Source organism: uncultured Campylobacter sp. (genome assembly GCF_938039205.1).
Lineage (GTDB): Bacteria > Campylobacterota > Campylobacteria > Campylobacterales > Campylobacteraceae > Campylobacter_A.
In genome coordinates this window covers 1-23,586 of sequence record NZ_CALHVM010000069.1, presented here as the reverse complement: position 1 = coordinate 23,586, position 23,586 = coordinate 1, and the positions used below count along the sequence as shown (strand labels likewise).

Below are 23,586 nucleotides of genomic sequence, written 5' to 3'. Positions count from 1 at the left end.
CGCTTGCGAGCCTTGAAATTTTAAAACAGATGCTAAAAACGGCTAAATTTAACGAACAAAATATGCTAGCGATGACGAAGCGCGGGCACCTCACGGCGACCGATCTAGCCGACTATCTCGTGCGGGAGAAAAACGTGCCGTTTCGCCGGGCGCACTTCATCACGGGCAAGGCCGTGGCGTATGCGGAAAATTTGGGCTTGGATCTTAGCGAGCTAAATGCGCAGCAGCTTGCTAGCGTGGATGAAAGCTTGGACACAGGCGCGGTTAAATTTCTTGATCTAAACGCTTCTAAGCAGGCGCGCAAGTCGCAAGGCGGCACGGCAAATGAGAGCGTTGCGGCGCAGATTGAAATTTTAAACGAGTGGCTGAAAGATAAATAAATTTTAAAATTTATCGCAGAAAGGCAAAAATTTAATTATAATTATAGAAAATTTAAGGAGGAAAGGATGTTTGGAAACGGATATAAAAAAGAGCTAGAAAGCAAAAATGCTGCTTTAGAGCAAGAAAACGAAAGTCTAAAAGCGCAGATACAAAGACTGCAAAGCGATCTAGAGGCCGTAAAATCAAGCGCGATTAGCGAGCAAAACGCGCCTAAAAGTAACGAAAATGCGACGAAACTACTGCTAGCTAGCTACGCCGACGGTATAAATTTTTTGCAAGGTACGATGGAAGAAAACCTAAAAATGCTCGAAAATATAAACGAGCTAAATAATCTAACTTTTACTAAGACGGGCGAGTTGCGCGAACAGACGAGCTTTATCGTTAGTTCGATGGAAAACGTCCAGCAAATGAGCGGCGACCTACAAAACGATGCCTCGTCGCTAAATAACAGCGTGATGTCGATCGTGGAGATTATAAATTTGATCAAGGATATCTCCGATCAGACGAATTTACTAGCCCTAAACGCAGCTATCGAAGCCGCGCGCGCGGGCGAACACGGACGCGGATTTGCCGTCGTGGCCGATGAGGTGCGAAAGCTCGCCGAACGCACGCAAAAAGCCACTCTCGAAGTCGAAGTAAATATCAACGGACTAAAACAAAGCTCAAATACGATGATAGGAATGAGCGAGAATTTCTCTAAAATTTCGGGCGACGTGATGCGCGTTTTGAGCGATTTTCAGGGCACTATCGCAAGCGTAAACGAAAACACGCAAAACATCTTAAATCAAACATTAAATTTAACTAACGAAGTTAACGTTAGTAACGGTAAAATCGATCATATAAATATGAAACTAAACGGCTATAGAGCCGTTTTAAACGGCGAATTTGAAAGCATACCTGAGGCCGGGCGTTGTAGATTCGGTAAGTGGTTTAATGAAAAAGTCAAAAATATCGTAAAAGACGCAAAAACGGTTCAAGATATCTCTCGCGATCACGAAAACGTCCATAGCGGACTAGAGAAAGCGATCAAGATTTTTGCAGATAGTAGTAAAGACAATGCCGCCGGAGTGGAAATCCTAAAAGACGTGGAAAAATCGAGCAAAGTCGGCTTTGAGACGCTTTTGAACGCGGTTAGAGCGGCTAGGAAATAATATTATTAATTAAACCGCCCAGCCCAGCAAGGACTCGGCGGTCTTTTTGGAGATTTAGCGAGTTTGCCGTGCTTGCGGACGGCTCGCTAAATCAAATTTACGCTCAAATTTCGAGCGTAAATTTAAAATTTAAAACGTGCTTTGCGGATCGGTCGCGGTATCTACCCAGCCCAGCTTTGCGCCGGCTAGCAGGTGAAAATGTAGGTGCATAACCTCTTGGCCGCCGTTTTCGCCGCAGTTTGTGACTAGGCGGTATCCGCTCTTATCCACGCCCATCAGCACCGCGACCTCTTGGATAAATTTCGTCATCTCGCCCATCAGCGCCCCGTCCATCTCCTGGAAATTTTCAAAGTGTTTTTTCGGGATGATCAAAATATGAATCGGAGCCTTTGGATTTATGTCGTTAAAGGCTAGGAATTTGTCGTTTTCCAACACTTTGTTGCAAGGTATTTCGCCTGCTACGATTTTTTCAAATATCGTCATGATTTTCTCCTGGTTAAAATTTGGCTTAATTATAACAAGTAAAAGTTAAAATTTCCCGCCTTTTAGGCAGATTTTATCAAATTTTGACTACAATCTATCCTAAAATTCAGTAAAGGTAAAAACTTGCAAGAGTATAGAGAAAGTATCGCAAAATGCGGGAATTTGGCGGATTTAGACAAGATTCGCGTCGCGCTACTGGGCAAAAAGGGCGCGATCACGTCGGAGTTTGCTAAGCTTAAGGATATGGACGAAGCGGCCAAGAAGGAATTTGCGGCAAATTTAAACAAGCTAAGAGACGAATTTGAGGCGCTTTTGGTGGCTAAAAAAACCGAGCTTGAAAGCGGCGAGATAAAAGCCAAAATGAAGGCCGAAGCCATCGACATCACGCTATTTAACGAACCAAGCGGTGCTGGAGCGCTGCACCCAGTAATGGCTACGATGGATAAGATCATCGAGTACTTTATGATGCAAAATTTCTCGCTCGAGACGGGACCGCTCATAGAAGATGATTTCCACAACTTTGAGGCGCTAAATTTACCTAAATATCACCCCGCGCGCGATATGCAGGATACGTTTTATTTTAAGGATTTTAGGCTACTTCGCACGCACACTAGCCCAGTGCAGGTGCGCACGATGATGAGCAAAAAGCCTCCGATCCGCATGATAGCGCCAGGAACGGTATTTCGCCGCGATATGGATCTAACGCACACGCCGATGTTTCATCAGGTAGAAGGCCTCGTGGTCGAGGAGGGCGGCGCGGTGAGCTTTGCAAATTTAAAATCAATGCTTGAAAATTTCTTAAAATACATGTTCGGCGACGTTAAAGTGCGCTTTCGCCCTAGCTTTTTCCCGTTTACCGAGCCCAGCGCGGAGGTCGATATCAGCTGTATTTTCTGTCACGGCGACGGATGCCGCGTATGCAAGCAAACCGGCTGGCTCGAGGTGCTAGGATGCGGCGTGGTCGATCCCAATGTCTTTAAGGCCGTCGGCTACAAAAACGTGAGCGGATACGCATTTGGGCTTGGAGTCGAGAGATTTGCGATGCTGCTTCATCAAATTCCTGATTTGCGCTCGCTTTTCGAGGGAGATTTAAGATTATTGGAGCAGTTTAAATGATAATTTCAAGAAATTGGCTAAGCGAATGGCTGGATATCTCGAGCGTAACGAGCGAAACGCTGCTAAAGACGTTAAATTCGATCGGGCTCGAGGTCGATAGCTTTAAAGAGATAAGGGTACCTAAAAATATCGTCGTAGGCTACGTAAAAAGTAAGATAAAACACGAAAACGCCGAGAAACTAAGCGTTTGCCAAGTGGACGTAGGCGGCGAGACGCTACAAATCGTCTGCGGTGCGAAAAACGTCGAGGCTGGGCAGTTCGTGCCGGTGGCGCTATCTGGCGCCGTTATGCCAAGCGGCCTAGAGATAAAAAGAGCAAAACTGCGTGGAGTCGAGTCAAACGGCATGATTTGTTCATCCGTGGAGCTTGGCCTCGTAAAAACAAACGACGGCATAATGCCGCTGGATGAAAGTATCGGCGAGCTAAAACTGGGTAAGGAAATTTGCGAATATCCGCTACTAAACGACGATATAATCGAGATCGAGCTAACGCCAAACCGCGGCGACTGCCTGAGTGTTTATGGCGTAGCGAGGGATCTATCGGCGGCGCTTGATCTGCCGCTAAAAGACGCTGCCAGATACGAAGAGGGCGAAAATTTGCTCGGTATCGGGCGTATTTTAGCTATCCACGCCGAGGAAAATTTACAAAGCAGTTTTCAGTACCGAGCATTTGAGATAAAAGAGTATTTCGACGAAAATTTGCTAATGAAGATCCGTTTGGCGCTGATCGAGTGCGATAAACAAAACCGCATCGAGCGCCTGTTAGACTACGCTACACACTCAACCGGCGTGCTTTTTAGCGCGTATGATTACGCCAAGCTCAAAAAGGACGACGAGCGAGCTGTTTTTGACCTGCAAAAGGGCGCAAATTTAGCAACTGAAATTTTAGCCGGCGGCGAGCTTTTAGGTGTGGGCGGCGTATATCAGACGGACGCGGCGAGGCTTGACGAAAACAGCAAACTAATCATAGTGGAGGCTAGCTACACCGATCCGCAAGTGATCGCAACCACGGTCTATGAGGACAAGCAAATGCCGCGCCAAGCGCAGACTTACCGCTCGCTAAGAGGTAGCGAGCCAAACGTAGGTTTTGGAGCCGATTTTTTATTTAAACAGCTAGCCGCGCTAAAATCGGTCGCGCTTTATGCGGGCTCTCAGCAAAGCGTAATGACGCGAGAGCCGAAAGTCGTGAGCTTTACGATGAGCGAAATGCAAAAAATGATCGGTCAAGAAGTCTCTCAAAACGACGTCGTAAGGATACTTAAAAAGCTTGGATTTAGCCTAACTTTTAACGCCGAAAAAGAGGGCGCGAACGCGAAGGTTCCGCTATTTCGCCACGATATCGTAAATTCTCAAGACGTGTGCGAGGAGATTGTGCGAATGGTCGGTATCGACAACATTGCTTCAAAGCCGTTAAATTTTAGCGAAGCAAACCGCATAAACGATACCTTTGTAGGCTACAAAAACGCGCTAAATTTGCGTAAAAAAGCGGCTGCGGCCGGATTTTTCGAGAGCGTGCATTATGTATTCGACGACGCGAGCGAGCTAGCGGCGCTCGGTTTTTCGCCTTGCAAGGCCGAGATAGCCAACCCGATAAATAGCGAGCTAAACACTCTAAGACCGACGCTTGCAAATCACTTGCTAAAATCGGCCGAGCGAAACGTAAAAAATCAGCGAAAATCGGTCAAAATTTTTGAATTCGGCAGTGTATTTGGCCAGAGCGGCGAGCAAAGCGAGAGATTTGGCTTCGTAGCTAGCGGACTTACAAAAGAGCCTAGCCTGCTAAACGGTGCAAAGCCAGCCGATATCGACTTTTTAGGCTTTGCGACGGCCGTTAGAAACGCGGTCGGCGAATTTGAGCTAAAAGTCTGCGACGACGTAAAATATCTAAGCGAATTTGAACAAGCTAAAATCTATCAAAATGGCGTTTGCGTGGGTTATATCGGCCGCGTGGACGTGCGAGTCGAGGCCGCGCGCGACCTACCGCGAACCTATCTTTGCGAGATAGAGTTTGAAAAGCTTAAATTTGACGGTGCAGTCGTCAAGCCATACTCGAAATTTCCGGCTATCAGTAGAGACCTAAGCCTAATCGTGCCTAAATCCATGAAATTTGAAGCGATAAAAGAGTGCATAAACGCGCTAAAAATCGAGTGTCTAAAAGAATTTGCGCCGGTCGATATATACTCAGACGATAAGCTCGGAGACGACGTGAGTCTGAGCGTTAAATTTAACTTCCAAGATATACAAAAAACGCTTGAAGACGAGGAAGTGGCAGCGATAATGGATAAAATTTTGGACGCTTTAAAGCAAAATTTAAATATCGGACTAAGATGAAAGTTTACGCATTAAGAACGCCGATAAGCGCGAGCCTGGAAAACATCGCGGCCGATAAATCTATCTCGCATAGATGCGCGATATTTTCGCTTTTAAGCGATAGGCCAAGCCGCGTGAAAAACTATCTAAAGGCTGAGGATACGCTAAATACGCTAGAGATCGTAAAAAATTTGGGCGCGCATATCGAGGAAAAAGAGGGCGAGCTAATCATAACTCCGAGCGCAAATTTAAAAGAGCCTAGCGTTGTTTTAGAGTGCGGAAACTCGGGCACGGCTATGAGGCTTTTTATGGGCTTTTTGGCTGCTAGCGAGGGCTTTTTCGTGCTAAGCGGGGATGAGTTTTTAAATCGGCGTCCGATGGCGCGCGTGGCTAAACCGCTGATCAGCGTCGGCGCTAAGATAGACGGCGCAAACGGCGGAGATCACGCGCCTTTGGCGATCCGCGGCAAGAAGCTGGAATATTTTAAATTTGATAGCAAAATCGCCTCCGCGCAGGTAAAATCGGCGCTGATTTTAGCGGGACTAAAATCAAACGGCTGCGAGCTTAGCGAACCTGAGCTTAGTCGCGATCACACCGAACGCATGCTAAAAGGTATGGGTGCAAGTTTGCAAATTTTACCCCGCGGCGTCAAGGTTGAACCGATGAATGCGCCACTAAAACCGCTTGAAATTTGCGTTCCAAACGATCCTAGCTCGGCGTTTTTCTTTGCCGCAGCCGCAGCGATAATCCCAAATTCTCATATCGTGCTAAAAAATATGCTACTAAATAAAACACGCGTGGAGGCCTTTAAAATTTTAGCCAAAATGGGCGCGCAAGTAACGTTTAAAGAGACCTCGAACACATACGAAAGTATCGGTGAGATCGAGATAAAGCACGCGCCGTTAAAGGCCGTGGACGTGAGTAAAAATATCTCGTGGCTAATCGACGAGGTGCCGGCGCTTGCCATAGCTTTTGCAAATGCGCAGGGCATAAGTAGTGTTAAAAACGCAAAAGAGCTTCGCGTCAAAGAAAGCGATCGCATCGCAATCATGGTGCAAGGTCTGCGAAAATGCGGGCTTGAAGTCGAAGAATTTGAAGACGGCTTTAGCGTAAAAGGCGGCGAGGCAAACTGCGCTATTATAGATAGCAACGGCGATCACCGTATCGCGATGAGCTTTGCGGTGCTTGGGCTAAAATGCGGAATGGTTATAGAAAAGAGCGAATTTATCGCGACTTCGTTTCCAAATTTTAGCGGGATTTTAAGACAACTTGGAGCTAGCGTTGAAGATTGAGCTTGCTAGCAGTTATGGCTTTTGCTTTGGCGTCAAGCGCGCCATAAAAATCGCCGAAAACGCTAAGGACGCCGTAACTATCGGACCCATCATCCATAACAACGACGAGATAAACCGCCTAAATAAAAACTTTAACGTCAAAACACTTGAGGGCATAAACGAAATCGACGGCGAAAAAAAAGCGATCATCCGCACGCACGGCATCACAAAAGGCGACCTAGCCGAGCTAAAAAAAAGCGACATAAAGGTGATTGATGCTACATGCCCATTTGTGACCAAACCGCAGCAAATTTGCGAGAAAATGAGCAAAGAAGGCTACGATATCGTGATATTCGGCGATGAAAAACACCCCGAGATAAAGGGCGTAAAATCATACGCCGTCGGTAAGGTTTTCGTCGTGCTAGAGGAGAGTGAGCTAGAGAGCGTAAAACTGGCTCAAAAAGTAGCCGTCATTAGTCAAACTACGCGTAAGGTAGAAAAATTTATGCAAATCGTAAATTATTTGATGCTGCGCGTAAAAGAAGTACGCGTTTTTAATACGATTTGTAATGCTACTTTTGAAAACCAAGAAGCTGTTAAAAACTTAGCCGTTAGAGCCGACGTGATGGTTGTAGTCGGCGGAAAAAACAGCTCAAATACAAAGCAGCTTTATCTCATCTCAAAAACCGCCTGCGAGGATAGCTATCTCGTGGAAAATGAGTTAGAACTCGAGCGTACATGGTTTGAAGGGAAAAATCTCTGCGGAGTGAGCGCTGGAGCCTCTACGCCTGATTGGATTATCCAAAAAGTGATTGATAAGCTGGAGAGCTTTCAAATTTAATAAATACTCATTACCTTTTTAAACAAAATTTCAAATTTAGCCCTGAAATTTCACAAGTTAATCTACAAATAAGTTAATATTAAGTAAAATTGAGTCTAATTGTGTTAAAAGCAAAATATATACAAAAGGAACAAGATGGCTGCGGTGAACAAAAAAGTTCAGCTTAGTAAGGCAAACGACGGTATCGAAGACGACGATTTTGCCTCGATGTTAGAGGAGTCTTTTAAAAAGACTGAAGAGGATAGCGACGGAATAATCGTCGATATTAAAGGCGACGAGGTTTTTGTAAACGTCGGTAAAAAATCAGAGGGAATTTTAAATATTTCCGAGATCCAAGATGAAAACGGAGAGCTTAAATTTAAAACGGGCGATACTATAAAGGTCGTAATAACCGGCTCAAGAGGCGGTAAACCTATCGTTTCTCACAAAAAAGCGCTTAGAAAAGAAAAAGTAAAAGCTTACATAGACTCATATAACGAAGAAAATCAAGACGTATTTGACGTAAAAATAATCGGTAAAAATAAAGGCGGTTTTGTTGCTCAAAACAGTGAGGGTATCGAGTTTTTCTTGCCTCGCTCGCAAGGCGGCTTTAAAGACGCAAACGCGGTAGTAGGAAAGTCGTTTAAAGTAAAAGTCATAAAAATAGACAAAGACGAGCAAAGCATTATCGTATCAAGAAAAAAACTGCTTGACGAAGATAGAAAGAAAAAAAGAGAAGCGATATCTGCAGTCGCTGAAAATACGGATGTGATAGAGGGTGTGGTTAAGAAAATCACTACTTACGGTATGTTTGTAGACGTAGGTGGAGTGGATGGACTCGTGCACTACAGTGAGATAAGCTATAAAGGACCGGTAAATCCGGGCTCTATCTACAAAGAAGGTGATAAGGTTTTAGTAAAAGTTATCAAATACGATAACGAGAAAAAACACCTTTCTCTATCTATCAAGGCTGCAACTCCAGATCCTTGGGATGAGATAAAAGATGGACTAGATGTGGGTGACACTATAAAAGTAACAGTCAGCAACATTGAGCCTTATGGTGCATTTGTGGATCTTGGCAACGACATAGAGGGCTTTTTGCACATTTCTGAAATTTCATGGGATAAAAATATCAAAAATCCAAAAGATCACATTAGTGAAGGCGAGGAGCTTGACGTCGAGGTTATCGAGATAGACGCAAAAGATCGCCGCCTAAGAGTGAGTCTGAAAAACCTACTCAAAAAACCGTTTGACGAATTTAAAGCCCAATTTAAAGAAGGGGACGTCACTAAAGGCGTAGTTACTAGTGTGACTAACTTTGGAGCATTTGTTAGGATTGGCGCAGTTGAGGGCTTGCTCCATAATGAGGATGCTTCATGGGATAGAAACGACAAGTGCAAAGATTTGTTTAAAGTGGGCGACGAGGTTGAGGTAAAAATCATCAAAATCGACTCTAACGAGCAAAAAATTTCTCTTAGTCAAAAGGATCTAAAACAAAGCCCGGTACAAGCCTATGCAAAGAAATTTAACGTAGGCGACATCGTGACTGGTAAAATTCGCGATATTAAAGATTTCGGCGTATTTGTAGAGCTCGGCGATAATGTCGATGCGCTCATCCGCAAAGAAGACCTAGGTAGCGTAAGCGCTGAAAGCCTAAACATAAACGATAATATCGAAGCTGCGATAGCTTTTATTGACGAGAAGAAAAATAGAATCCGCCTAAGCGTAAGGCGCCTTGCAAGACAAAAAGAGCGCGAGGTGCTAAACGAGATAAATAGCGACGATAAGGTTACTTTGGGCGATATTATTAAAGAACAGCTATCATAAGTAAATGAAGCGATATTTGTTCTGGGGCGCGATTGCTTTTTTGCTGATTTTCGTCTGTGTATGCGGCGTTTTGCTGTATAAGTACGCGGATGTCAATTTAAAAGAGCCTGCGCCTGCGGAGCTAAAAGTATCACAAAATAACAAGGAGCAAAATTTGACTACTGGCCCTACTTCTTGGGTCGGCGAAATGGCAAATTTGGCTCCTAAAAAATATGCTTTGGCAAGCAATGAGATATTTATAGAATTTAAAGACGAGTCAAAAACAGTCCTAAAAACGGCCTATCAGTTAGTGATCGATAAAAACGATATATACTCGATGTTCTGCCTTACTCAAACATTAAAAAACATACCCGTAGATTTTAGTGTAGTAAAAGAAAATTCACAAAATTTAATTTACATAAACACGCAAGACGGCAGCGTTTTAGACCGCGTTATAAACGAACTTAAAGCGTACGATATACGCTCAACTTTCAAGGAGATCAAGCTATGAAAACGATAATAGTGTGCGACGCAATACATAAAGTCGGCTTTGAAATTTTAAATCGCGAAGAGGATATAAAAGTAATCGACGCAGTAAACGTGCCCAAAGATAAGCTTTTGGATATCTTAGGCGAGGCTGACGTGGCCATCACGCGAAGCTCGACCGAAGTCGGCGAGGCGTTTTTAAATGCGGCCAAAAATCTAAAGGCTCTCGTGCGCGCGGGCGTGGGCGTTGATAACGTAGATATCGACGGCTGCTCAAAACGCGGCATAATCGCGATGAACGTCCCTACGGCAAATACAATCGCCGCGGTAGAGCTAACGATGGCTCATATGTTAGCTGCCGCTCGCTCGTTTCCGTACGCTCACAACGATCTAAAAATCGACCGAATTTGGAAGCGCGAAAAATGGTACGGTGTCGAGCTTTTTAACAAGACTCTAGGCGTCATCGGCTTTGGTAACATCGGCTCTCGCGTAGCGGTTAGGGCTGCGGCTTTCGGTATGCAAATCGTTGCTTACGATCCGTATATCGATCCGTCGAAAGTAACCGATATGGGCGGCGTTTATACGCGAAATTTCGACGATATCCTTGCGTGCGATTTCATCACCATACACACTCCTAAAAATAAAGAAACCGTAAACATGATCGGCGAAGCGGAGATCGCAAAAATGAAGGACGGCGTGCGCCTCATCAACTGCGCTCGCGGCGGCCTTTATAACGAAGAGGCGCTATATAACGGCCTAAAAAGCGGCAAGATAGCGTTTGCGGGTATCGACGTATTTGAGAAGGAGCCGGCGACGGATCATCCGCTACTTGAGTTAAATAACGTCAGCGTCACACCGCACCTTGGCGCAAATACGCTAGAGTCTCAAGCCAACATCGCTATCGCAGCAGCCGAACAGGCTATCTCTGCGGCTCGCGGCATCAGCTATCCTAGTGCGCTAAATTTGCCGATAAAAACGGAAGATCTACCGCCTTTTGTGGAGCCTTATATCGAGCTTACGAGCAAGATGGCCTTCCTCGCCGCGCAGATCAACAAAAAAGCTATCAAAGCTATCCGCATCGAGACGCACGGCCCTATTAGTGAGTATGCAAACTCCATGCTTACATTTGCGATCGTGGGCGCTTTAAAAGAGAGCTTGGGCGATACGATAAACTACGTAAACGCTAAATTTTTGTGCGACGAAAAAGGCATAACGACAGAGAGCACCGTCGGCGGCAATAGTATTTTCAAAAATAAAATCACCGTTCGCATCACGACCGAAAACGACGTCGTGACGATCGGCGGAACCGTATTTGGCGAAAATCAGCAGCGCATCGTGACGATAAATGGCTTTAAAACAGACTTTAAGCCTAAAGGCAAGATGATTATCTTTAAAAACAACGACGTTCCGGGCGTTATCGCTAAAATTTCATCTATCCTCGCCGAAGAAAAGATCAATATCGCCGACTTCCGCCTAGGACGCGACGATCACGGTATGGCGCTTGCGGTCGTGCTTGTGGATGAAAAGATAACTAAAGAGACGCTGGCTAAGTTAAACGATCTAGACGTTTGCGTATGGGCAAAGTACGCAGTTGTCTAAATTTAATCCCGAATTGGGGCTTAAATTTAAGGAGGGTTTGAGTATGAAATTTTTACTTTTGATTCCGATTTTGTTTTTGCTTGCGGGTTGCGAGAGCGAAGTGCAAAAGCAAACTACGAAAAATTTTGAGAAAATTTTGACCGAAAAAAAGAAATTTCAAAAGATACAAAAAGACGATCCTAGTGTAAGCGAACAGATGAAAAGGGAAATCCACTCGCAGTCTGAACAAAGCAAGGAAAAAGGCGAGTTTAAATTTAAGCCTTAAATTTGAGTTTTACTTCGGCGAGCGCGGTCAAATTTGCCCTCTCGCCGCTTCTTAAACTAAACTAAAAACTTTTTTGATATAATCAGCCTTTAAAACTACAAGGAGAAAAAATGGCAACCTATTCGATGGGCGACCTAAAAAAAGGACTAAAGATCGAGCTAGACGGCGTCCCGTATAAAGTCGTCGAGTATCAGCACGTAAAACCGGGCAAGGGCGCAGCTTTCGTTCGCGCGAAAATCAAATCTTTCATCGACGGCAAAGTGCTTGAAAAGACGTTCCATGCGGGCGACAAATGCGATCAGCCGAATTTGGAAGAAAAAGAGATGCAGTATCTTTACGACGACGGCGAGTTCTGTCAGTTTATGGATACCGCGAGCTACGAGCAAGTGGCGATCAGCGACGAGGACGTGGGAGATGTCAAAAAATGGATGATCGACGGCATGATGGTTGAGATTTTATTTCACAACGGTAAGGCTATCGGTGTAGAAGTACCGCAAGTCGTCGAGCTAAAGATCGTCGAAACTCCGCCGAATTTCAAAGGCGACACCCAGGGCGGTAAAAAGCCTGCTACGCTAGAAAGCGGCGCGGTCGTTCAGATACCTTTTCACGTGCTTGAAGGCGAGGTTATCCGCGTAGATACCGTCCGCGGCGAGTACATCGAGCGCGCAAATAAATAATCGCAATCGTCAAATTTGATGAAAGCAAAATTTGACGAGCTCATATCCCAAGTAAAGCCGCTGTTTAAAGATAACGGCTTTACCAAAAACGGGCTAAATTTCTACAAAAATACTCCCGAATTTATATACGTCGTAAATTTTCAAAAAAAGTAGCGGTAATACCGCATTCGAAACTAGATTTTACGTAAACTGCGGCATTTACGGTGTGTTTATAGACGCCGCAGCCGGCAAAGAAACCGTCTTAAAGCCAAAAGAATACGAGTGTCATTTTAGGGATAGAATCTCATCTATCATAGACTCTAAAGCAGCTTACTATGAAATCAACGAAAATAGCAACACGGTAGCGCTTTGTGAAAATTAACAAGTGACCTAATGGCGGTGTTTAGATTTTTTGATGAGATAAAAACCGAACGAAATTTGATTGATTTGATGCTGGAGCGAAACGGTCTAGCGGTGATTGATCAGCTTTTTGAATATTTACTCATAAAGAATGAACAAGAAATTTTGACCAGCCAAGCGTTAAATTTGTTTGAAAAATATGGAAATGAAGCTAGATGGAAAATTTTTGAGCGGCGCATAAATGGTTTGCTTAAAAAATACAAAAAAGATGAGATAAAATTTGAAGAAATAAAAGCCAAAGCCTAAGCCTCGGCTTAGACTTTAGGCTGATTTTTTAACGCTATCGACCAAAGCAACGATCTCTTCGTGGTTTGGTAGGGCGTTTACGTCCGTACCGATGAGATCTTTTTTGGAAAATACTATCTTTCCATCTACTTCAACTATGAAGTTTCCGCCGCTACCGACGATTTTGCTAATATTAGCGCCTGGGATTTGACTTAAAAATTCATCTTCTACACGAGAAGCTACCGGTCTATAGTTTCAAGAATTGCAATATGTAATCTTTACTTCCATGTTCCTTCCTTTCGAATTTAAAGTACGCCGATTATAGCGTAAATTTAACAAATAGCAGTATAATTATCAAAAAATTTAAGGAGAAAATTATGAAAAAAGTTGCCGTGATTTTTGCCGACGGGTTTGAGGAGATAGAGGGCGTTAGTATCGTGGACGTACTTAGACGAGGCGGCGTGGAGGCCCATGTAGTCGGGCTTGATAAGCTACCTATCACGGGCGCACACGGAGTGAAATTAGTCTGTGATATGACTCTTTATGACCTTGAGGAGGTTGACTACGATATGCTGGTTTTGCCGGGCGGGTATACTGGTGTCACGAATATATCCGGTAACCTAAAAATGAGAGAGACGATCAAAAAGTTTGCTAAAAAAGGCAAATTCGTCGCCGCCATTTGCGCCGCGCCGATAGCTCTTGGAGTGGCGGAAATCATGAAGGGCGAGTATACATGCTATCCTAGCTGCGAGGCTAGCGTCGAGGGCGGAACGTACGTGAGCGATAAAAACGTCGTGCAAAGCGGAAATATCGTCACCTCAAAAGGCCCTGCCACCGCGATGGAGTTTGCTTTGGAGCTGGTTAAAATTTTAAACGGCGAGCAAGTTTATAATGAAGTGAAAAACGGACTTTTATTTGTCAAATAACGATTTGCGGGCTTAAATTTTGATAGACACTGCACCTTTGTTTAAATAAAGGTGCGGCTGGTTAAATTTTTGAGTAAAACACGAAAGTGTCAAATTTGCGATTGTAATTTGCCGACAAAATCGCGTTTTTAGCTTAATTATAAAATTTATTTGCGCCGATTGGCCGATGCTTTGCATCAAACCTGACTTAAATTTACTTCAAATTTTACGCAACCCCAAACCTTCGAATAAAAAATAAATTTCTAAAAAAGCTAGCCGAGGTTTAAATTTACAAAAAATTATAAAAATATCAATTTTTATCTAGCTTTTTTATTTAAATTCAGGTATCATCTATTAACCGATTTTATCGGGAATTTGATTTAAGGAAACGTTACTGTGAATATTTACGTCGGTAACTTGTCATATCGCATGACTGAGGCAGAGCTTAAGGATACATTTGCGCCGTTTGGCGAAGTAAAACGCGCGAAAATCGTCAAAGATCGCGACACGAATCGCTCAAAAGGATTCGGATTCGTCGAGATAGAAAACGACTCAGACGCACTAAAAGCGATCGAAGCGCTAAACAATAAGGAAGTAGGCGGCAGAGCTCTAAGAGTAAACGAATCTAAACCTAAAGAATAATCCGGCCGTCAAATCTGACGGCTTTTAACTAATTTTCAAATTTAAGCTTTTTAGTCAAATTTCACTCCAAATGAACCAAAAAATCACTTCTCGTATCGCTCCGACTCCAAGCGGCTTTTTGCACGCAGGCAATGCTTATAACTTCTTGCTGACCTATCTTTTTACTCGCGCGTTTGGCGGGATTTTGTACTTAAGGATCGACGACTACGACCTGCCGCGCTACCGCAGGCAATATGTGGAAAATATCTTTCGCGTGCTTGATATGCTGGGCATTGATTTTGACGGCGGTCCCGGCGGGGTGGGGGAATTTGAAGCCAATTTTAGCTCCAAATTTCGCCTTGGAGCCTATAAAAACGCGCTAAAAACTCTCGAGCAAAAGGGCGTTTGCTATGCTTGCGAGTGCTCGCACTCGATGAAAAACTCGTTTAAAAACGGCATTTACGCGCGTGTTTGCGCTGATAAAAATCTTAAATTTAAAAAAGACGAAACGGCTATGCGGCTTCGCGTCCCTGACGAGGCGGAAATTTGCGTTTGGCAAAATTTGATAAATTTTGATGCTTTGTGCAGTGACACGGACGGCCTAGTAAATCAAACGAGCGGCTTTTGCAGTAGTGAGCAAGCAACGCAAAATGGCGTAGCAAGCGGTTTAACAAAATCGGAAAATTTGGGCGACTCGGGCGGAGAGAAACCTGGCGACGAAAAATTTAACCTTAACACCGTTGGAAATTCGGGCGAAAGGTTTTTAAATTTAGCAAATTTGGGCGACTTAAATTTAACGGACGAAGCGACGTTTGAAACGGAAAAATTCGCGCAAGCTCAAAGCGTAAATTTGGCGCAAATTTTGGGCGATTTCGTCGTTTGGAAAAAAGACGATACGCCCGCTTATAATCTCGCTAGCCTCGTGGATGACGAGATTTTGGGTGTAAATTTGCTCGTGCGAGGCGAGGATTTGCTCGCGTGCTCGGCGGCGCAAAAGTACATGGCGCAGATGCTGGGCTACGATTTTGAAAATGCAAATTTCATCCATCACGGCCTGCTAGCGCGTGAGGGCAAAAAGCTATCCAAAAGCTCGAGCGCACCGGCGGTTAGCGTAGCGGACGGTGCCAAAATCCACTATAAATTTGTCGCTTTTAAGCTAGGGCTCAACGCATCAAAATGCGACACTCTGTCAAATTTGCTTGAGATGTTTAAAGAAAAATTTAGCAGATAAATTTAAACGCGCTACTTGGATTTTTTAAATTTAAAAAAGCGCGGTAAATTTTTACCGGCTTATCCAAATTTTATTTATGGGAGTTTGAGGCTCGATTGAGACAACGACGGCGCCTTAAATTTTGGACGGGTTATCATTGCAAAGTTTAAATTTAGACGCAAAAACTTACGTCCGTGAGGCTACAAGGTTGCGTCAAATTTACCGCTCAAATTTAAGCTAAATTCGGAGCCGTAAATTGAAATCAAGCTGCCCGCACCGCAGTCGTCAAATTTGAGCTCAAATTTTACCAAAAACCCGCCTAAACAGCCTACTTTCCGAGCCTAGCTAAATTTAAACGAGACCGATTTATCCGCCTAAAAGCAAAGTTTTTGTAAAATCAAAAGCATTAAAAAGGACGAAAAAATGAGTGATTTTACAGATTTTACGCACCTGCACCTGCACACGGAGTATTCGCTACTTGACGGAGCCAACCGCATCAAAGAGCTAGCCAAAACGCTAAAAAGACAAGGCGTCAAAGCCGCAGCCATCACCGACCACGGCAATATGTTTGGCGCGATAGACTTTTATAAAACGATGAAAAATGAAGGCATAAAGCCGCTCATCGGTATCGAAGCCTACATTCACAACGGCGAGGAACTAGGCGACAAAAGCACCAAACAGCGCTTTCACCTCTGTCTCATCGCCAAAAACGAAATCGGATACAAAAATCTGATGTATCTTAGCTCCATGAGCTATATCGAGGGGTTTTATTATTATCCGCGTATCAACAAAAAGATACTAAAAGAGCACAGCGAGGGTATCATCTGCTCCTCGGCGTGTCTGCAAGGCGAGGTGAACTGGAACCTCAACCAAAGCGAACGAAATTTGCGTTTCGGCGCAGGCGGATACGAGGCGGCGAAAGAAGCCGCGCTGTGGTACAAGGAGGTCTTTGGCGATGATTTTTACCTCGAGATCATGCGCCACGGTATCGGCGATCAGCGCAGGATCGACGATGAGATCTTGCGCCTGGCAAAAGAGCTAAATATCAAGGTCATCGCGACTAACGACACGCACTATACGTTTAAGCAACGCGCCGACGCGCACGAGGTTTTCATGTGTATCGCGATGAACAAACTGCTAGACGATCCAAACCGCCTGCGCCACAGCGTGCATGAGTTTTACGTCAAGACGCCTGCGCAGATGAGCGAGCTTTTCGCCGATATCCCCGAAGCCGTTACAAACACGCAGGAAATCGTTGATAAATGCGACCTCTCTATCAAACTAGGCGACGCGACGCCGCCGAATTTTAAATTTACGCTCGAGTACGCCGCCGAGCGAAATTTGAGCTTGCCAGAGCCTGATAAACGCTACAGCATACCAAACGACAGCGTGCTGTTTGAGCACGAGTGCAGGCAGGGGCTGGAGGATAGGCTTAAATTTGTCCCCGCAGAGCGCCACGAGGAGTACCGCACCCGTCTGCAACGCGAGATAGATATCATAAACAAGATGAACTTCCCGGGCTACATGATGATCGTTTGGGACTTTATCAACGAAGCTAAAAAGCGCGGCGTGCCGGTAGGTCCTGGACGCGGCTCTGCGGCGGGAAGCCTAGTAGCCTATAGCTTAAAAATAACAGACCTTGATCCGCTGCCCTATAACCTACTTTTCGAGCGTTTTTTGAACCCGGAGCGCGTGAGCATGCCCGATATAGACGTGGACTTTTGTCAAAACCGCCGCGGCGAGATCATCGACTACGTCATCGAAAAATACGGCAAATTTAACGTCGCGCAAGTTATTACCTTCGGTAAGCTACTGGCAAAAGGCGTCATCCGCGACGTTGCGCGCGTATGCGATATGCCGTATGCAGAGGCCGACGCGATGGCAAAGCTCATCCCGGACGAGCTTGGTATCACGCTAGAACAGGCCTTTGAAAAAGAGCCAAAGATCGGCGAGCTGATAGCGACCAACTCAAATGCAAATAGAATCTGGAAATTTGCCCTTGATCTAGAGGGTCTAAACCGAAACGCAGGCATGCATGCCGCAGGCGTGGTCATCTCAAACGAGGAGCTGTGGAACAAAACTCCGCTTTTTCGTCAGCCAAACGCCGAGGAGGATCACTTCGTCACGCAGTATAGCCTAAAGTACCTAGAGGACGTGGACTTAATCAAATTCGACTTTCTGGGGCTAAAGACTCTAACCGTGATAGATAACGCCGTCAAGCTCGTAAAAAAGAGATTTGGCAAAGAGATAATCTGGGAGCAGGTCAATAAAAACGACCCCAAAACCTACGAGACGATCAGCAGCGGCCAGACGCTGGGACTGTTTCAGATAGAGAGCGAAGGCATGCAAAAAGTCGGAGCCGATATGCGCCCCGACTGCTTCGAGGATATCATCGCGATGATCTCGCTTTATCGCCCGGGTCCGATGGATCTAATACCAGATTTCATCAAGCGCAAGCACGGCCTGGAGCCTATCACGTATATATTCCCAGAGCTTCAGCCCATACTAGAGCCTACATACGGCGTCATCGTATATCAAGAGCAAGTTATGCAGATCGTGCAGACTATCGGCGGCTTTTCGCTAGGAGGTGCGGATCTCGTACGCCGCGCGATGGGTAAAAAGATAAAAGAGGAGATGGATAGACTAAAGGGTAAATTTATCGAAGGCGCCGAGGCACAGGGGCTAGACGGCAAAAAGGCCGACGAGCTGTTTGAGCTTATTTTGCACTTCGCTTCGTACGGATTTAACAAATCCCACGCCGCGGCCTACACCTACGTGACCTTTCAGACGGCATATCTAAAGACCTACTATCCGGCCGAATTTATGGCGGCTCTCATCACGAGCGAGGAGACCAACGCCGATAAAATTTCGCGCTACATCGACGAGTGTAAGCGCCTAGATATCGCTATCCTGCCGCCATCGGTCAATAAATCCGCCAAAGAATTCTCAGTCGTTAGCGAAGGCGGCAAAGACGCCATCATTTACGGTCTGGGCGCGATAAAGGGCGTCGGAGGCGCGGCGATAGAAAATATCTTAGAGGAGCAGGCCAAGGGCGAGTTTAAGGATATCGATGACTTTGTCTCGCGCGTGGATAACTTTAAGGTAAATAAAAAAGTCTTTGAAAGCCTGATAAAATCGGGCTCGTTTGATAGCTTTGGCCTAACGCGCAAGATGATGCTAAACAACCTAGATAACATCGTAGAGGCGTGCAAAAACGCCGCGACTATCAAGAAAAACGCGGCCGAGAGCCTCTTTGGCGACGACGAGAGTATGGCGACGGTTAAAACTAGTCTCGTGCGCGACGACTCTGAGCTGGAGCTAAAAACCAAGCTCAAATTTGAGCTAGAAAGCGTTGGTATCTACCTCTCCGGCCACCCGCTAGACGAGTACCGCGAGCAAATTTCAAAGATAAATTACACGCTAAGCGATAAATTTGACGAGCTACCCGAAAACGGGGAGATGCTGTTAGTCGGCAAGATCGAGGATCTCACGACTAGGATCAGCAAGAAAAACGGCAAAAAAATGGGCACGATCGAGATGCTCGATTTTCACGGTACGGTCGAGATCGCGGTCTTTGACAGAGGCCTTGGCGCGGTCGAGTCGATGAGTGCGGACGAGCGCGATTTGCCGCATGCGTTTAAGGTTCGCTACTCCAAAGACGGGCAGTTCATGCGCATAAATTTGGATAAAATTTTGACTCTTGACGAGGCTGTGGGCATGGATTTTTCGCATCCGCTCGAAAAATACAAAGAGCAAATCGAACAGATAAAACACACGCCTAGCAAGGATTTTGGCAAGATAGATAAAACGAGCGAGATCCTAGTCGTCGGCAAGATTAGAGAGGTCGCCAGCATCACGAGCAAAAAGAGCGGCAAAGAGTTTATGATGCTAAGCATCATGGACCTTTTTAGCACGTTTAAGGTTGCGGCGTTCGACTCCGAAAAAGGGCTCATCGAGAGCCTAAGCGACGAGCAAAAGGACGCTCCGCTAGCCTTTAAGGTGCGCTACAGCCGCGACGATCAGGGCGCTCGCATAAACCTCATCGACGTCGTGAGTCTAGAGGACGCGCGCGATATGAATTTCCAAAGCAGAAGCTTTAAACAGCGCAATGAAAGTAGCGGCGGCAGCTACCAAAACGGCTCGGCCGCTAGCGAAAGTAGGGCAAAAAGAGAGCTCGAGGATCTCGTGTTAGAACTAAATTTGGACGAAACGGGCAAGGATCTCATCACGCAAATTTACCGCGCCGCCATCGGCGAACACCGCGCCGCAGCCGATAAAAACAACAAACGCCTGATCATCCGTATCAAAGACGCGCAGGAGGGCCGCGCTCTGGTTTATACGACGGAGTTTATCGTGGGGGACGGGTTTGAGGAGAGGGCGTTAGGTTTAAGGCAAGCCGTTTAAATTTGACGGCTTGTCTTTTGAATTTAAAGTTGAGAAATTTGCCTATCCAAAAAAAGCTAATGAAGCTTGAAAAAGCGGCGTAAATATACTAAAACCCATAGATAAAACCGCAGAAAAGAAAAATCTGGACGTAAAAGTCCAGCCGTTTTCTTACAAATTTAGCTTCCAAAGCCATTTTTTACTTTCAAATGATACAATTCTGATTTCAATTATTAAATTATAGCTTTTAAATTTGACGGGAGCTCTCATGAAAAAACTGGTTTGGCTAAATCCTGTTGTAAAAAGTATCTACGACTTTGCGGCGCTTAAAAAGAGCTTGCAAGACAAAGGTTTTAGCGTAGTAGAGTGCGAAAAAGACCACGTTAATAGCGTCAAAAACGCATACAAAAATAGCCTCGCGCAAAAGAAACTCATCTTTGATAGTCGCTGTCCTAGGGCTGCAAATTTCATCAGGGCAAATTTCAAAGAGCAGGCCGCTCTCATCTCAAATTTAAACCCTATTTTAATAGAAAGCGCCATGGAGCTTAGCTCAAGGCTAAAAGAGGACGAGTGACTTTACGTGACGACGCCCTGTGAGGACTTGTCCGAGCTTGGCAGGGAGCTAAATTTGGAGCGAACCACATTTTTAACCTGGAAAAGCTTCAAAGAGCAAAATGGGATAAATTTAGAGACAAAAAAGCTCGAAGCAAGCCCGGTACCGCCGGGATTTTTTTCAAATTTAGGGGTAAAAACTCTAAGCCTTGGCAACAAAGAAAAGATACAAAACGCTCTTTCATATAAATTTAGCGAGCTTAAAAACTACCGGATCATAGAGCTTTTATACTGCGAAAACGGCTGTCACAACGGAGATGGGCTGTGAAGGAAATCTTTAAAAAGAGCATTTTAGTTTTGGTGATCTTTGCCATCTGGCAGGTCGTCTGCGAGCTAGAAATTTTCACACCATATATCTTGCCAAGTCCAGCGACGACCTTTAAGACGATGTTAGCCATGATACAAAGCGGCGAGCTCGTCACGCACATGGTCATCAGCTTTAAGCGTATATTTGCAGGCTACGCGCTCTCCTTTGCCCTGGCACTTGTGCTTGGCGGTATTGCAGCGCTTTTGCCAAAGATCGGCGTTTATTACGAGTGGATACTGGAGTTTTTTAGAAACATCCCGCCGCTTAGTTTGATTGCGATCTTGGTGCTTTGGTTTGGCATAAACGAAACGCCAAAGATTATTATCATCATCCTAGCCTCGTTTTTCCCGATGTTTCTAAGTATCCAAAAGGGGCTAACGAGCTGTGATATAAAGCTCATCGAGGTTGGAAAAATTTTTGGTTTTAGTAAATTTGAGATTTTTTACAAGATCATTTTTAAAAGTGCGCTAAAAGATATCTTTGTCGGTATGCGCATAGGCTTTGGCTACGCTATGCGCGCAATCATCGGAGCGGAGATGATAGCGGCCTCAAGCGGATTAGGCTACCTCATACTTGACGCTGAGGAGCTTTCACGTGCGGATAGGATATTTGTAGGCATTTTTACTATCGGCGTTTGCGGCGTGCTCATAGATAGGTTCTTTTTACTTTTGATAGCTAAATTTAGCCTTTTGCGAGGTGAAAAATGATAGAAATTTCAAATTTATCCAAGCATTTTTATATCGGCGAGAAGCGTATCGACGTTTTAAGAGAGCTAAATTTAAACATAAAAAAAGACAAAATCACCGTCATACTTGGTAGAAGCGGATGCGGCAAAACGACGCTTTTACGCCTCATCACCGGTCTTGAAAGCGTAAGCCTTGGTGAGATAAAATTTAAAGAGCAAGCAAAGATCGGCTTTGTCTTTCAGGAAGCCCGCCTCATGCCGTTTCTAAACGTCTATGAAAATATCGTTTTTCCGCTTAAAAAACATGAGATCGAGCCAGCAAAGATAGATAGCCTGATCTCCATGATAGGACTTAGCGACTTTAAATTTGCCGCCGTTTCGCAGCTCTCTGGGGGCATGAGCTCGCGCGTTTCGCTTGCGAGAGTGCTTGCATATGAGGCAAATTTGATCCTCATGGACGAGCCATTTGCGGCACTTGATGCCTTTACGAGAGCTAGCATGCAGGCTGAAATCTTAAAGATAAAAGCCGGCAAAACCATCCTTTTCGTCACGCACAACATCGACGAGGCGCTATTTTTGGCTGATGAGATTATATTGCTTGAAAAAGGCGGTATAAAATCAAACTACGATCTATCAAATTTAGCAAGACCGAGAGACTTGCTAAGTGGCGAGCTAATAGCGATAAAACGCAAAATTTTGAGTGAAATTTAGGATAAAGATAGATGATAATTAAAACCAAAATGAAGCAAAAAATTTATATAATCCACAAAATTTAAATCACAAGGAGCAAACATGAGAAAGTTTTTCAAGGTTTTATGTGCAGCCTCTTTGCTTTGCCTCGTCGCAAACGCAAGTGAGAGCCTAGACAAGATCGGTATGACCTACGTCAAATCGCCGCTAAACGTCCCATCTATCGTCGATAAATTTAAAGGCTTTTACGCGAAGTCTTTTGGCGTGCCGGTGGAGTACTCTGACATAACATCAGGCGCGAAGCAGACGCAAGCGCTAGCTTCAAATTCGCTTCAGTTTTTAAACTGCGTGGGCGGCACTTCGGTCATACTAGCGGCTGCAAATAAGGCTGATATCAAGATCGTAAGCGCCTATTCTAGGGCACCTGAAGCCTTTGTCATATTTTCAAAAGATCAAAATATCAAGTCGCCAAAAGATCTAAAAGGCAAGAAAGTAGCAGGCCCAAAAGGTACTATCCTAAACGAGCTTTTGGTTAGATACCTAGCCCTTGGAGGGCTTAGCATAAATGACGTCGAGTTCGTATCTATGGGCATCCCGGCTGCGCAGGCTGCGCTAGAAAACGGCAGCGTTGATTTGGCGCTTCTTGCGGGACCTGCTGCTTATAACGCTCAAAAATCAGGCCTAAATGTAGTCACAACCGGCAAAGGCGTCATCACACCAGTCATAGTGACGGCTACAAGCGGAGAGTTTTATAAAAAGCATAAAGATGTCGTTGAGAAATTTAAAAAGGCTCAGGATGAAATTTTGGCATTTATAAATGCAAACGAAGAGGAGGCGCTCAAACTCACAGCCCAGGAGACCGGGCTTAGCCTAGAGGCGGTAAAGAGCATGTATCCTCAGTATGACTTTAGTCCAAAGATCACGGCTGAAGATATAAAAGCGCTTGAAGCTACGCAAGAATTTATGCTTGAAAGCAAGATGATCGAGCAAAAAATAGATATAAAATCACTTCTACTAAACTAAAATTTAAAGGGCAAATTTGCCCTTTAAATTATTCTCGGCACCTTGTAAAAAGCTGCAAATTTTAATTATAATAATGGGCATTAGCCTGGCAAGGGCACTAAGAAAATAAATTTAAGGAATAAAATGAAAAATTTGATCGCGTTGATACTTTTTGCTATCGCG

The 23,586-nt window shown here is 44.8% G+C and carries 21 protein-coding genes and 2 pseudogenes; 21 read left to right on the top strand and 2 right to left on the bottom strand.

From position 1 onward, the window contains the following. Positions 1-380: pseudogene (locus Q0394_RS11920) on the top strand (argininosuccinate lyase); the annotation flags it as partial. A 66-nt stretch (positions 381-446) separates the two neighbouring features. Continuing rightward, the gene (locus Q0394_RS11915; RefSeq protein WP_298947920.1) at positions 447-1,532 is read left to right on the top strand and encodes a methyl-accepting chemotaxis protein; all 1,086 of its coding nucleotides are present in this window, start codon (positions 447-449) and stop codon (positions 1,530-1,532) included. A 129-nt stretch (positions 1,533-1,661) separates the two neighbouring features. Here Q0394_RS11915 and Q0394_RS11910 read toward each other — a convergent pair whose 3' ends face one another. Further along, a complete protein-coding gene (locus tag Q0394_RS11910; RefSeq protein ID WP_009493554.1) occupies positions 1,662-2,015 on the bottom strand; it encodes a histidine triad nucleotide-binding protein in 354 nt (117 codons plus the stop codon). Positions 2,016-2,138: 123 nt separating this feature from the next. On the opposite strand from Q0394_RS11910, the gene pheS reads away from it, so the two are divergent. The 10 genes and pseudogenes from pheS to Q0394_RS11860 all read left to right on the top strand — a co-directional run bounded on the left by pheS (position 2,139) and on the right by Q0394_RS11860 (position 13,009). Further along, positions 2,139-3,131, top strand: coding sequence for a phenylalanine--tRNA ligase subunit alpha (pheS, locus tag Q0394_RS11905; RefSeq protein WP_298947917.1), 993 nt, complete (start codon positions 2,139-2,141; stop codon positions 3,129-3,131). Further along, positions 3,128-5,461, top strand: coding sequence for a phenylalanine--tRNA ligase subunit beta (gene pheT / locus Q0394_RS11900; protein WP_298947915.1), 2,334 nt, complete (start codon positions 3,128-3,130; stop codon positions 5,459-5,461). Before pheS ends, pheT begins: the two co-directional genes overlap by 4 nt. Beyond that, the gene (gene aroA, locus Q0394_RS11895; protein ID WP_298947913.1) at positions 5,458-6,732 is read left to right on the top strand and encodes a 3-phosphoshikimate 1-carboxyvinyltransferase; all 1,275 of its coding nucleotides are present in this window, start codon (positions 5,458-5,460) and stop codon (positions 6,730-6,732) included. The genes pheT and aroA overlap by 4 nt, the downstream gene beginning before the upstream one ends. Beyond that, on the top strand, positions 6,722-7,552 hold the full coding sequence (locus tag Q0394_RS11890; RefSeq protein WP_009493562.1) for a 4-hydroxy-3-methylbut-2-enyl diphosphate reductase: 831 nt from the start codon (positions 6,722-6,724) through the stop codon (positions 7,550-7,552). Before aroA ends, Q0394_RS11890 begins: the two co-directional genes overlap by 11 nt. Positions 7,553-7,687: 135 nt before the next feature. Next, a complete protein-coding gene (locus Q0394_RS11885; RefSeq protein ID WP_298947911.1) occupies positions 7,688-9,358 on the top strand; it encodes a 30S ribosomal protein S1 in 1,671 nt (556 codons plus the stop codon). 4 nt (positions 9,359-9,362) lie between these two features. After that, on the top strand, positions 9,363-9,848 hold the full coding sequence (locus Q0394_RS11880; RefSeq protein ID WP_298947909.1) for a hypothetical protein: 486 nt from the start codon (positions 9,363-9,365) through the stop codon (positions 9,846-9,848). Continuing rightward, positions 9,845-11,422, top strand: coding sequence for a phosphoglycerate dehydrogenase (serA, locus tag Q0394_RS11875; RefSeq protein WP_298058128.1), 1,578 nt, complete (start codon positions 9,845-9,847; stop codon positions 11,420-11,422). Before Q0394_RS11880 ends, serA begins: the two co-directional genes overlap by 4 nt. A 43-nt stretch (positions 11,423-11,465) precedes the next feature. Next, positions 11,466-11,687 carry a hypothetical protein gene (locus tag Q0394_RS11870; RefSeq protein WP_039895184.1) on the top strand — a complete coding sequence of 74 codons (222 nt, stop codon included), beginning with the start codon at positions 11,466-11,468 and terminating at the stop codon, positions 11,685-11,687. Positions 11,688-11,797: 110 nt separating this feature from the next. Continuing rightward, positions 11,798-12,364: an elongation factor P gene (efp, locus tag Q0394_RS11865; RefSeq protein WP_298947908.1), complete on the top strand. Its 567-nt coding sequence runs from the start codon at positions 11,798-11,800 to the stop codon at positions 12,362-12,364. An 18-nt stretch (positions 12,365-12,382) separates the two neighbouring features. Beyond that, positions 12,383-13,009, top strand: a pseudogene (locus tag Q0394_RS11860) (DUF4304 domain-containing protein). 15 nt (positions 13,010-13,024) lie between these two features. Here the strand turns inward: Q0394_RS11860 and Q0394_RS11855 are convergent. After that, a complete protein-coding gene (locus Q0394_RS11855) occupies positions 13,025-13,276 on the bottom strand; it encodes a SelT/SelW/SelH family (seleno)protein (RefSeq protein WP_298947906.1) in 252 nt (83 codons plus the stop codon). 89 nt (positions 13,277-13,365) lie between these two features. Between Q0394_RS11855 and Q0394_RS11850 the strand changes: the two genes are divergently transcribed. The 9 genes from Q0394_RS11850 (at position 13,366) to Q0394_RS11810 (ending at position 23,424) form a co-directional block, all read left to right on the top strand. Further along, entirely contained in the window at positions 13,366-13,914 is a 549-nt protein-coding gene (locus Q0394_RS11850; RefSeq protein WP_298792778.1) for a DJ-1 family glyoxalase III, read from the top strand. 375 nt (positions 13,915-14,289) lie between these two features. Beyond that, the gene (locus Q0394_RS11845; protein WP_298947904.1) at positions 14,290-14,535 is read left to right on the top strand and encodes an RNA-binding protein; all 246 of its coding nucleotides are present in this window, start codon (positions 14,290-14,292) and stop codon (positions 14,533-14,535) included. Positions 14,536-14,605: 70 nt separating this feature from the next. Next, on the top strand, positions 14,606-15,745 hold the full coding sequence (locus Q0394_RS11840; protein ID WP_298947903.1) for a glutamate--tRNA ligase family protein: 1,140 nt from the start codon (positions 14,606-14,608) through the stop codon (positions 15,743-15,745). 402 nt (positions 15,746-16,147) lie between these two features. Continuing rightward, positions 16,148-20,128, top strand: a complete 3,981-nt coding sequence (gene dnaE, locus Q0394_RS11835) for a DNA polymerase III subunit alpha (RefSeq protein WP_298947901.1) — start codon at positions 16,148-16,150, stop codon at positions 20,126-20,128. A gap of 247 nt (positions 20,129-20,375) precedes the next feature. After that, complete coding sequence (locus Q0394_RS11830) at positions 20,376-20,681, top strand: hypothetical protein (RefSeq protein ID WP_298947899.1); 306 nt, start codon at positions 20,376-20,378, stop codon at positions 20,679-20,681. Between the two features lie 6 nt (positions 20,682-20,687). Beyond that, entirely contained in the window at positions 20,688-20,987 is a 300-nt protein-coding gene (locus Q0394_RS11825; RefSeq protein WP_298947897.1) for a hypothetical protein, read from the top strand. Beyond that, a complete protein-coding gene (locus tag Q0394_RS11820; RefSeq protein WP_298947895.1) occupies positions 20,984-21,733 on the top strand; it encodes an ABC transporter permease in 750 nt (249 codons plus the stop codon). Before Q0394_RS11825 ends, Q0394_RS11820 begins: the two co-directional genes overlap by 4 nt. Further along, positions 21,730-22,422 (top strand): ABC transporter ATP-binding protein, encoded by a 693-nt coding sequence (locus tag Q0394_RS11815; protein WP_298947894.1) that lies wholly within the window; start codon positions 21,730-21,732, stop codon positions 22,420-22,422. Before Q0394_RS11820 ends, Q0394_RS11815 begins: the two co-directional genes overlap by 4 nt. 81 nt (positions 22,423-22,503) lie before the next feature. Further along, positions 22,504-23,424, top strand: coding sequence for an NrtA/SsuA/CpmA family ABC transporter substrate-binding protein (locus Q0394_RS11810; RefSeq protein WP_298947892.1), 921 nt, complete (start codon positions 22,504-22,506; stop codon positions 23,422-23,424). Positions 23,425-23,586 lie beyond the last annotated feature (162 nt).

Coding starts and splice junctions, on each gene's coding strand:
- Q0394_RS11915 (WP_298947920.1), top strand. CDS start 447: ATGTTTGGAAACGGATATAAAAAAGAGCTAGAAAGCAAAAATGCTGCT.
- Q0394_RS11910 (WP_009493554.1), bottom strand. CDS start 2,015: ATGACGATATTTGAAAAAATCGTAGCAGGCGAAATACCTTGCAACAAA.
- pheT (WP_298947915.1), top strand. CDS start 3,128: ATGATAATTTCAAGAAATTGGCTAAGCGAATGGCTGGATATCTCGAGC.
- aroA (WP_298947913.1), top strand. CDS start 5,458: ATGAAAGTTTACGCATTAAGAACGCCGATAAGCGCGAGCCTGGAAAAC.
- Q0394_RS11885 (WP_298947911.1), top strand. CDS start 7,688: ATGGCTGCGGTGAACAAAAAAGTTCAGCTTAGTAAGGCAAACGACGGT.
- Q0394_RS11880 (WP_298947909.1), top strand. CDS start 9,363: ATGAAGCGATATTTGTTCTGGGGCGCGATTGCTTTTTTGCTGATTTTC.
- serA (WP_298058128.1), top strand. CDS start 9,845: ATGAAAACGATAATAGTGTGCGACGCAATACATAAAGTCGGCTTTGAA.
- Q0394_RS11870 (WP_039895184.1), top strand. CDS start 11,466: ATGAAATTTTTACTTTTGATTCCGATTTTGTTTTTGCTTGCGGGTTGC.
- efp (WP_298947908.1), top strand. CDS start 11,798: ATGGCAACCTATTCGATGGGCGACCTAAAAAAAGGACTAAAGATCGAG.
- Q0394_RS11850 (WP_298792778.1), top strand. CDS start 13,366: ATGAAAAAAGTTGCCGTGATTTTTGCCGACGGGTTTGAGGAGATAGAG.
- Q0394_RS11840 (WP_298947903.1), top strand. CDS start 14,606: ATGAACCAAAAAATCACTTCTCGTATCGCTCCGACTCCAAGCGGCTTT.
- dnaE (WP_298947901.1), top strand. CDS start 16,148: ATGAGTGATTTTACAGATTTTACGCACCTGCACCTGCACACGGAGTAT.
- Q0394_RS11830 (WP_298947899.1), top strand. CDS start 20,376: ATGAAAAAACTGGTTTGGCTAAATCCTGTTGTAAAAAGTATCTACGAC.
- Q0394_RS11815 (WP_298947894.1), top strand. CDS start 21,730: ATGATAGAAATTTCAAATTTATCCAAGCATTTTTATATCGGCGAGAAG.
- Q0394_RS11810 (WP_298947892.1), top strand. CDS start 22,504: ATGAGAAAGTTTTTCAAGGTTTTATGTGCAGCCTCTTTGCTTTGCCTC.